This window comes from Arthrobacter vasquezii, from assembly GCF_029455255.1.
GTDB lineage: Bacteria > Actinomycetota > Actinomycetes > Actinomycetales > Micrococcaceae > Arthrobacter_D > Arthrobacter_D parietis.
Window position 1 is genome coordinate 1 of sequence record NZ_JAROKN010000081.1, and the last position, 9,318, is coordinate 9,318.

At 63.9% G+C, this 9,318-nt stretch carries 10 protein-coding genes; 5 read left to right on the forward strand and 5 right to left on the reverse strand.

Translation table 11 applies throughout. From position 1 onward, the window contains the following. Positions 1-380, forward strand: a 380-nt coding sequence (locus P4U43_RS16680; RefSeq protein ID WP_277359737.1) for a FadR/GntR family transcriptional regulator, incomplete at its 5' end; no start/stop codon positions are given. A gap of 42 nt (positions 381-422) precedes the next feature. Here P4U43_RS16680 and P4U43_RS16685 read toward each other — a convergent pair. Then, the gene (locus P4U43_RS16685) at positions 423-1,679 is read right to left on the reverse strand and encodes an MFS transporter (protein ID WP_277359738.1); all 1,257 of its coding nucleotides are present in this window, start codon (positions 1,677-1,679) and stop codon (positions 423-425) included. An 88-nt stretch (positions 1,680-1,767) separates the two neighbouring features. Here P4U43_RS16685 and P4U43_RS16690 point away from each other — a divergent pair, with 88 nt between their 5' ends. The 3 genes from P4U43_RS16690 (at position 1,768) to P4U43_RS16700 (ending at position 2,895) form a co-directional block, all read left to right on the forward strand. Continuing rightward, complete coding sequence (locus tag P4U43_RS16690) at positions 1,768-2,223, forward strand: hypothetical protein (RefSeq protein WP_277359739.1); 456 nt, start codon at positions 1,768-1,770, stop codon at positions 2,221-2,223. Positions 2,224-2,245: 22 nt separating this feature from the next. Next, entirely contained in the window at positions 2,246-2,500 is a 255-nt protein-coding gene (locus P4U43_RS16695) for a DUF3072 domain-containing protein (RefSeq protein ID WP_056549063.1), read from the forward strand. A 116-nt stretch (positions 2,501-2,616) separates the two neighbouring features. Continuing rightward, the gene (locus P4U43_RS16700; RefSeq protein WP_277359740.1) at positions 2,617-2,895 is read left to right on the forward strand and encodes a putative quinol monooxygenase; all 279 of its coding nucleotides are present in this window, start codon (positions 2,617-2,619) and stop codon (positions 2,893-2,895) included. A gap of 256 nt (positions 2,896-3,151) precedes the next feature. Here P4U43_RS16700 and P4U43_RS16705 read toward each other — a convergent pair whose 3' ends face one another. After that, on the reverse strand, positions 3,152-4,093 hold the full coding sequence (locus tag P4U43_RS16705; protein WP_277359741.1) for a CPBP family intramembrane glutamic endopeptidase: 942 nt from the start codon (positions 4,091-4,093) through the stop codon (positions 3,152-3,154). A gap of 22 nt (positions 4,094-4,115) precedes the next feature. Next, on the reverse strand, positions 4,116-4,748 hold the full coding sequence (locus tag P4U43_RS16710) for a hypothetical protein (protein WP_277359742.1): 633 nt from the start codon (positions 4,746-4,748) through the stop codon (positions 4,116-4,118). A gap of 96 nt (positions 4,749-4,844) precedes the next feature. Here P4U43_RS16710 and P4U43_RS16715 point away from each other — a divergent pair, with 96 nt between their 5' ends. Continuing rightward, complete coding sequence (locus P4U43_RS16715) at positions 4,845-5,456, forward strand: helix-turn-helix domain-containing protein (protein WP_277359743.1); 612 nt, start codon at positions 4,845-4,847, stop codon at positions 5,454-5,456. Between the two features lie 184 nt (positions 5,457-5,640). Here the strand turns inward: P4U43_RS16715 and P4U43_RS16720 are convergent, their stop codons facing one another. Then, positions 5,641-7,113, reverse strand: a complete 1,473-nt coding sequence (locus tag P4U43_RS16720) for a GH1 family beta-glucosidase (protein WP_404800766.1) — start codon at positions 7,111-7,113, stop codon at positions 5,641-5,643. After that, positions 7,110-9,318: glycosyl hydrolase family 95 catalytic domain-containing protein (locus P4U43_RS16725; RefSeq protein ID WP_277359744.1), on the reverse strand; the 2,209-nt coding region annotated here is incomplete at its 5' end. The genes P4U43_RS16720 and P4U43_RS16725, both read right to left, overlap by 4 nt.

The window sequence follows — 9,318 nt, forward strand, 5'->3', positions numbered from 1 at the left end:
GCCTCGCAGCGATGCGCGCGCCGCTGGCGGATGCCAGCGAGCTGATGGGCCTCGCCGGGAAGCTGTGGGCGGCGGGCCAGGATGGCGACACGGAACTGTTCCTGAAACTCGATATCCAGTTCCACCACCTGGTGCTCTCAAGTTCAGGTAATGAGATGTTCGGCAAGCTCAACTCGCTGGTTGCGGAAGTGCTGACCGGGCGGACGCACTACGGAATGATGCCGGACCATCCGCATGAGGAAGCACTGCAGATGCACGTCGATGTGGCCAGCGCCATTCAGCGCGGCAATGCCGTTGACGCGCACGCAGCCATGCTCGCCATCATGGAGCGCGCCATGACCGAGATGAGCACCCTCTGGGACGAGGCGGCGCACACGTAGAGGCTGTTTGTTGCTCCTGCTTCAGCGGATGTTATTTGCCGCTCAGGCGGAGAGCGGGCGGGCGGTTCGCATCGTCGTTGCTCCGGCAACGATGAGCAGCACCAGCAACCCCGCTGACCACGCAAGTCCGGAGTAGCCGACCATCGACAGCACCAGACCGGACGCCGCTCCCCCGAACGCACCGGCGAGATTCATACTGAGATCGGTGCGGCTTTGGATGCGTGCGCGGGCCGCTCCGGTGACGAGGTCCGCGACCAGTGCCGAGCCGGAGACTGTGGAGGCGCTCCAGCCTAGGCCGAGCAGAATCAGGCCGATGGTCACGAGCACAGGGTCATCTTCGCCGAAGGCCACGGTGACCAGCGCAACCGCGAACAGTGCCTGGCCGATCAGGATGGTACCCACGCGGCCAACCCGGTCGCTCAGCCAGCCGAACACCGGTGAAAGTGCGTACATGCCGGCGATATGGAGACTGATGGTGAGCCCGACAATGGTGAGCGTCACGCCGTGGTTCACCAGGTGGACCGGCGTCATTGACATCACGGAGACCATGACTGCGTGGCTGGCCGCAATCGATCCGATGGCGAAGATCAGGGCTCCCCTGCCGCGCACCATGCCGGGCGCGTCGTCTTTCGGGTCCGACGGCGTTGCCCGGCTGATGAGGTAAGGATCCGGCCGTAGGGCGATCAGGTAGACGATCGCTGCTGCAAGCTGCGCACCAACGGCGATGAGGAATGGTCCCGTCAGCTCGGGCATGCCAAGCGTTTCGGCGACCACCTCGCCTGGTCCGATGAGGTTGGGGCCCAGCACTGCTCCGACGGTGGTGAACCAGACCACCAGCGACAGGTCCCGCCCGCGGTGCTCGGGACTTGCCACGTCGGTCGCAGCGAAGCGGGACTGCAGGTTGACTGCGGTGCCGACCCCGAGCAGCGCGAAGGCCAGGAGCAGCAGCGGAAACGATCCGAGGGCGGCCGCACCGATAACGGTGAGTGATCCCGAGGCAGCGATGAACGCTCCGGTGGTCAGGGCTGCACGCCGGCCGAGCCGCTGCGCCAGCCGTGCCAACGGGATGGCGCTGGCTGCCGCGCCGAGGGTGCTCAAGGTCGCAGCCGTGCCGGAGAGCGCCTCTGAGCCGGACAGTTCGGCGGCCATGACGGCGCCGATCGAGAGAACGGAGCCCATGCCGATTCCGCCGAGGATTTGAGCCGCAATAAGGACCCGGACGGTGTGGCGCTGGATGGCAGGAAGATCAGGCGCCGTCGTCGTACTGTTGCCGGCCGGAGTCCTGCTGGAGGTGGGCATGGACTCAGGGTATTCGCGTGTCGGCCGTGAGCATAGTGGAAGGCTGGGATCTGCCCAACCGGGGGTGCTGCTGTATATGGTAAGCAGTATGACTATCTCAGGATCGGATGGGCCGGACAACGATCACCAGCGGCCCGAATCGGCAACAGACAAGACGGTGGAGGCGCTCGGGAAGCTCTCGGAAGCGCTTGAAGTAGTGGAACATGCGCGGGGGCTGCTGTATGGATTCCATCGCTTGACGGGGACGGCGGATCTCGCTTTGGGCGAGGCAGTTGACCTGCTGCGGAAGGCGGGACATGAGAGCCTCGCCGAGGAAGTGAACCGGGATGTCCTGGGGAGGAATGTCATCGAGGGGCGGTGGACGTTCCAGATCGTGGAGGACTATGACGACAACTATTACGCAGAGTTCAAGGCGATCGAAAAGCGTGCGCGCGATGAGCTTGTGGAGGGGAAACGGCACCTGTTTGAGGCGGAAATGAAGGAAGACCGCCGGACGCATGGCCGCGCTCACCATGAGGCGCTGCCCCCGGAAGCCAACCAGTAGAACCAACACTGAAGGAGCACTTATGTCTGACGAAACTTTGGGAAGCCCGACGCCGGAGCCGCAGGGCGGTTTTGCACGTGACCCTGAAGAGTGGGTGACCGGAGATGAACCGATGACTGACGCTCAGCGCAGCTACCTGGATACGCTCGCGCGGGAAGCCGGGGAGGAAATCCCCGCGGACATCACCAAGGCGCAGGCGTCGGAGCACATCGACCGGCTGCAGAAATCCAGCGGACGCGTCGGTGGCGGATCTGACGAGGCGCAGACCGGCGGGTAGTGCCGCCTCGGGCTTGAACGACGCAAAGGAGGGCGGTTTCGCCCTCCTTTGTCATTCTCTCGACGTTGGCTGCTTTCCCGAGTAGACCATGTATTCAGCGGTGCGATGATGGCGGTATGAGCAACGTCTTCCTGAGCGGTCAACTCGTCTGCAGGGACCGACATGAGGCGGCGATCGTTGCGCAGTTCCTTCCTCTGCACATCGAACTCACGCGCGCTGAGCAAGGCTGTCTTTCCTTCGAAGTGAACGTTACTGAGAACCCGTTGGTGTGGCAGGTTGACGAACAATTCGAAGACGCCGCCTCATTCCGCGCTCACCAGCAAAGAGTCAGCGGGAGCGCCTGGGGCAGGGCAACCGGTGATATTGCTCGACGGTACGAGATTGTGGGTTTGTAACCGAGCACAACTCGGCTCCGATCACTGAACTTCGGCTCCTGTGAAGTCGACCCGCAGGAGGATTGCAGGTAGATGTGATCGAATCCAACAGTTCTGGCCTTTGGCTCAAGCCAATCTGCAGGCAACCCCCGCGCCGGCCGGTTCTTCTTCCGTGAGCGCGAGCAGGTCTTGGTCCGTACACTGACGCACAACGAGTGGAAGATCCATTCCTCTAGCTTGCCGGATTTTGATCAATGGATGAGGCGATGGCTCGTGCTCACCTCGCCGGGCCACCGGGCGTGCGGGCGGGCCCTGGTTCGCGTGTTTTCCACCAGATGATGCCGGTGATGAGAACGAATGCCGCGCTTGGAATGAGGAGGGTTATCGAGCCTGTGGCATCTGCCCGGCTGTTAAGTTGACCGGCCACATCGACGTGAAGCGTTGTGGCGAGAACGAGTCCGGTGATGTTGTAGAGGCCGTGAAGGACGACAGCTGTCTCAAGTCCTCCGGTGCGCCAGGTGATCACCGCCATCGATCCGAACAGGACCAGGTACGAGGTAAGGATGTAGGGGTCAAGTGAGCCGTGAAAAAGGGAGAACAAGACGGTCGGGATGATGATGCCGATGACGGTTCCGAGGCGTGCGCTGCGGGACCACCCACCCACGACGCGGAACATAAAGCCACGGAAGCCGTATTCTTCGCCTGCCGCTGCAAGTGGTGTGAGGAGCGTACCGATCACGAAGTAAGCGATGAGATCGATCATCGTCCAAGCGACCGGCGGACTGGGCATCATGAGGGATGCCAACGACACAGTGATGACCACCAGGGGGCCGAAGACGAGCAACGCCCGACTGAAGATGCCGAATCGGAAGCGCCCGGTCACGGAGTGCAGCGAGCGGAACGGAATTCCGTAGAGCAGGCGCTGTAGCAGCATGCTAAAGGGGATGAGCGCGGCAAGGGAGAGGGCGCCGGCGGCGTGCTGAAGGGGCGAGGAGCCCGTCCGCCCAAGGAGTTCCGTGTCGATGAGGCGTGCCCCCGTCAAGGACAGTTGCGCGAAGCAGACGAGCCCGACGAGTAGCAGGATGATGGCAAAGATGCCGCGGAGAATTCGGCGTTTTTCTCCCGCATAGACGCGGTGATATTCGACGGTGGGCGGAACGCGAGGAATCGTCGCGGGAGCATCCTGCTCGCCAAGCCAATTCAGGGTGGTGTGCTGCACAGTAGGTTCCTTTCGGGGGGTTTCAGCTGGCAAGTTCGTCGATCCAGCTCGATCGCATCCGCAGCGCTCGCTCAGCACTCCCGATGACAGTGGCAAGTCCGATGAACAGGTTGGCTTGGATGGGGAGTTGTATCGGTGAAGTGAAGGTTCCGATGGAGTCGGCGACGAGAGGGATCTGGGAAAGAGATCCGATGATTTGCGGCACTTCGACGCCCAAGCCGACGATGACGAGCGCGGTGGAGATGGCCCCGATGACGCGACTCGTACCGGGGTATCGGTGATGGAACCGGGCGCGACGTCCTTCTGCGGAAGCGGGGTCAGGAGTGAGTTGCTGCTCGGTTCCGTCTGCGCGCACATAGTGGCAGCGTTTGAGTCCGAAACCGTTGATTGCGACCTCGATATGACCGTCCGGCACCCCAAACCGGGTCGGCAGCTTCGCGTATGACCGCAGCGAGCCGTCAACGTAGAGTCGCGCGCGGATCTCGCCGTCGGTCATATCTCCGGCATGGCGAACATCAACGGAGTAGGTCAACCTCGTGCCATCGGACAAGTCCAACGTGATCGAACGCAGGGATCTGCCGAACATCTGCCACCAGCGGTAACGGCGCAGCGGTTCACCGGATCCTGTTCGAACCCGACGGTGTCTGATATCCATTTCTCCACTCCTCGCTCAGGACTAGTACAGCGTAATAGTCAGCCAAGAGATAAGCTAGCACACTGTAATAGAAAACTGTCTCGCTAAGGAGCAGACATGAACGATCAGGCGAAAGAACCAGGCACGCGCGACAAGATCTTGATCGCCGCGGCGACGATGCTCGGCGAGGATCCAACCGCTCGGCTGAGTGTGCGTGCGGTAGCGGCTCGCGCACAGGTGAGCACCGGGTCGCTACGGCACTTTTTTCCGACGCAGCGCGAGCTCATCGATACCGTCGTCGCGGGCATGAACGTCCTCGATATTCCGGACGACCCGATTAACGATCAAGCGCTGACACCGGCTGAGCGCCTTCTCGCGTGCTTACGATTGATGCTCGCGCAAGTGGGCGTCGGCGAGCGCGCCCGACAGCAGTGGGGTGCTCTCTACGACGCATACGTGGTATCACCCCCGTCCGATGACGAAGCGGCCACGTACCGCGCTCTTGAGCGGATGGGTCGCTACCGCATCGAACGGTGGCTAGCCGTTCTGGTCGAGGATGGAGCCATCCCTGCAGGTGGGATTGAGCAGAGAGCAAGGTTCCTTGCTACCGTTCTCACCGGGCTCATGACGGAGCGCGCTCTGCCCGCCGAACCGTTGCGGATCGAGACGGAAACGGAAACTCTCCGCCTAGCCATTCACGCCGCGACGACCGCATGGACCACGGCCTGAACAATCTCCCCTAGAGGGCCGCCGTGCAGGTCGGTTCAGGGTCGAGGCGCCTAGTCCTCAGTGCTTGAGGGTTAGAAACCGGCGCTCTCCGCACCCACGCATCCCGGCAAGCCGGAACCGCCAGCGCCTAAACCCGAGCTCGAAAGGAAGGCAGATCCGCCGGAACCTGCCTCTTCTTCGTGGATCAGTCCACCGGCGGGATACGCCGGTCCCGGATGAGCTGCGCATACCAGCGCGAGCTGTCTTTCGGCGTCCGCTCGAAAGTGTCGTAATCGACGTGCACAATCCCGAAGCGTTTGGAGTAGCCGTAGCCCCACTCGAAGTTGTCCATCAGCGACCACACCTGGTAGCCGCGCAGATCCACGCCGCGGGCCACTGCACGGTGAGCGGCAGTGAAGTGGCGGCGTAGGTAATCGATGCGGTCGACGTCGTGGATTCGCCTCGCTCCGTCCGCGTCAACTTCCACCGTGTCGGGGAAAGCCGCACCGTTTTCGGTAATCATCAGCGGCAGCTCAGGGAACTGATCATGGAGTGAGACGAGCAGGTCCTCGAGTCCGGAGGGGTCGATGTTCCACCCCATGTCCGTGTACGGTCCGGGCTGCTGCAGGAACTCCACGTTTTCCGCACCGGGCCAGGCCGTTCCGGTGGCGGCACCGTGGCCATCGGAGGATTCCTTCTGGCCCTCCCCGTCCCACATCCGCACCCGGTTGGTGGAGTAGTAGTTGACCCCGAGGACGTCCAGTGGCTGTCGGATAAGCTCCAGGTCGCCATCCTGAACGAAGGACCAGTCAGTGATCTCCGCTGTGTCGTCCAGAACGTCCTGGGGGTAGGTGCCGTTCAGCACGGGGTCAAGGAAGAGCCGGTTTGCCAGACCGTCAACGCGGCGAACAGCCTCGGGGCCGGTCTCGCCGTCCGGGCGGAACACGTGCAGGTTGAGGGTAATCGCGAAGTCGGGATTGTTGGTCACCACCTTACGCAGAGCCGACACCGCCAGACCGTGGGCCAAATTGAGGTGGTGCACGGCGGCGAGCGCAGCGGCGGGTTCCGTACGTCCCGGTGCATGCGCGCCGGAGCCGTAACCGAGATAGGCGCTGCACCACGGTTCGTTCAGGGTGGTCCACAAGGCGACCCTGTTCCCGAGCCGCTCACCCACTATGCGGGCGTAGTCTCCGAAGGCGAGGGCCGTCGCGCGGCTGGTCCAGCCGCCGTCGTCCTCGAGTGCCTGGGGCAGGTCCCAGTGGTAGAGCGTGACGATGGGCTTGATACCGCGGGCCAGCAGCCCGTCGACCAGGCGTTCATAGAAGGCCAGACCGGCCTCGTTGGCCGGTCCCCGGCCGGTGGGCTGAATCCGCGGCCAGGCGATGGAGAAGCGATAGGACTCCAGCCCGAGGTCCTGCATGAGATCCAGGTCCTCGTCCAGCCGGTTGTAGTGATCGCACGCCACGTCACCGGTGTCACCGTTGAAGACCTTGCCCTCGGTGTGGCTGAAGGTGTCCCAGATGGAGGGCCCGCGGCCGTCGGCGTCGTGTGCGCCCTCGATCTGGTACGAGGCTGTGGCTGAACCGAAGACGAACCCCGCCGGGAATTCGAGGCCGGTGTCGCGGTAGTCGGGATCTCCCATGGTGCGGGTGTCTCTTTCTTCGAGGTGTTGGGTCATGACGTCAGCGATGCCTTTCCTTTGATTGGAATGCTAGTCGTGTTAGGTGAATCGAGGTCGGTGAGGACTGTGCGCCGGCCGAAAGCGAGCGTGACCGATTCACTGCGGTCCCCCAGCTGGACGAGGTACTCCCCCGCGGCCGCGGCTCGCCGCGGCGTCAATGCGGCTTCGCGGATCACGCCGTTCTCCCAGTGCAGGTCGACGGCGATCCCGGGCCTGGCGATAAGGCCCCGGACACTACCGCTGGCAAGCTCGGCCGGCAGGGCAGGCAGGAGTTCGATGATTTCCGCATGACTCTGCACGAGCACCTCGGCCAGCGCCCCCACGAAGCCGAGGTTCCCGTCGAGCTGGAACGGCGGATGGGCGGCGAACAGATTGGCGTAGAGCCCGCCGGCGTGCGGGCCGTTTGCTTCGGCTGCCGGGCGGAACATCAGGCGGAGGAGGGCTCCCACCTTTTCTGCCTGTTTCAGCCGCGCCCGGAGGCATGCCTTCCAGATGAGCGACCACCCGGTGGAATCATCACCACGGCGATCGAGAGAGAGGGTGAGCGCATCCGCCAGCTCGGGCGTGGGACCGTTTCCGGGATAGGCGAAGAACAGGTGCGAGAGATGCCGGTGGGACGGTTCAGCTTCTTCCTCCTGCGCGCCCCACTCGAGGATTCTGCCGTCCGCACCCACGGCGGGTGGTGCGATGCGCGGTAGTGCTGCCTGTACTTCCGCCACAATCGGGTGGTGCGGCTGGCCAACCGCGTCAGCCAGAGCCAGCACAGTCTCGAAGAGTTCGGTGATCAGCGTCCTGTCCATCGCACTGGAGGTTGCAACCGCGGCCCTGCCCTGGGCGCTGAGGTAGCAGTTTTCGGGTGATGTGGACGGTCGGGTATTCAGGTGGACGCCGCCGTCGTCAATCAACCAGTCGCAGGCGAATTCGGCGGCACCGACCGCCAGGTTCCAGAGCCGCTCGAGTTGCTCCGGGGTGGCGGAGCCGAAACGGCGCATCTCATCGAGCTGGCGGATCAGCCATGCGCCAGCCAGAGGCCACTGGGACCAGCTCGCCTGGCCGGCAGTCGGGGAGCTGAACGCCCACGCATCGGAATTGTGGTGAGCCGTCCAGCCTCGGGCTCCATACAGGGTGGCGGCGGTATCCCGCCCTCGTTCGGCCAAGGCTTCGGTCAGTTCCAGGAGCGGCTCGTGGCACTCGGACAGCCCTGTGACTTCCGCTCCCCAGTAGTTCATCTGCGCGTTGATGTTCAGCGTGTAGTTGGACGACCACGGCGGACGCAGGTCCTCGTTCCAGATCCCCTGCAGGGTGGCCGGGAGGGAGCCCGGCCGGGACGAAGCGATGAGCAGGTACCGCCCGTAGTCGAAGAGCAGGGCAACCAGTGCCGGGTCGGCGGTCAGCACGCCCGCTGGGTGTGCGTTCGCCTGTTCCAGGCGCATATCGGTGGGGACGTGCTCGCGATCCGGCAGTGCGTCCGGGCCGGGCGTGAGCGTGACGGACACCCGGTCGAACAGCTCCCGGTGTGCACGTATGTGGTCGGCGAGCAGTGCGTCCCAGCCCTTCTCGATCGCTGTATACGCACAGCGGTGTGCCGCTTCTGCGCACGTCGCAGCCGAGCCTTCCGGCTCCCGGCCGATGGCCGTGAAGGTGGTCCCGGTGGCAACCACGAGGAGCAACTCGGTGACCGCCGTGAATACTGTTGCTCCGTCGTCGTTCTGGGCAGTTGAGCCATCGTGGCGCGCCGCCAGGCACAGCGTCCCCTCCAGCGGACCGACGCCGTCTATTTCCCATTGCAGTGCCGGCTCGTCGGGTTCGTGGCCGGGCGCCACATCGGCGGGCAGCTTCAGTTCCAGTACGACGCCGTTGCGCCGGTTGGTACGGCCGGTTTCCCGAAGCGGGGTGGAGACGGCGATGGTGACGCTCACAGGGCTGCCGGAGCTCAACCGGTGCACGAGTACTCCATCAACGGCGCTGATGAAGGTGTCCTGTGTGACGCTGCCGCCGGGTCCATCCGCGAGAGTGCGGTGGGTAGCGTCGGCCAGGGACAGTCTGCGCTCCTGCAGCCGTAAGCCGTCGTGCAGCTGGAGGGTGATGTCAGCGAACGGCAGGTATGACTGGGAGTAGCCGGACTGCAGCTGCTCGAGAATCCGCTCGGCGTCAACCGGCCGCCCGTCCACAATGGCGCTCCGGGCGTCGGCGAGCGCGGTG

Coding starts and splice junctions, on each gene's coding strand:
- P4U43_RS16720 (WP_404800766.1), bottom strand. CDS start 7,113: ATGACCCAACACCTCGAAGAAAGAGACACCCGCACCATGGGAGATCCC.
- P4U43_RS16710 (WP_277359742.1), bottom strand. CDS start 4,748: ATGGATATCAGACACCGTCGGGTTCGAACAGGATCCGGTGAACCGCTG.
- P4U43_RS16700 (WP_277359740.1), top strand. CDS start 2,617: ATGAGCAACGTCTTCCTGAGCGGTCAACTCGTCTGCAGGGACCGACAT.
- P4U43_RS16715 (WP_277359743.1), top strand. CDS start 4,845: ATGAACGATCAGGCGAAAGAACCAGGCACGCGCGACAAGATCTTGATC.
- P4U43_RS16685 (WP_277359738.1), bottom strand. CDS start 1,679: ATGCCCACCTCCAGCAGGACTCCGGCCGGCAACAGTACGACGACGGCG.
- P4U43_RS16695 (WP_056549063.1), top strand. CDS start 2,246: ATGTCTGACGAAACTTTGGGAAGCCCGACGCCGGAGCCGCAGGGCGGT.
- P4U43_RS16690 (WP_277359739.1), top strand. CDS start 1,768: ATGACTATCTCAGGATCGGATGGGCCGGACAACGATCACCAGCGGCCC.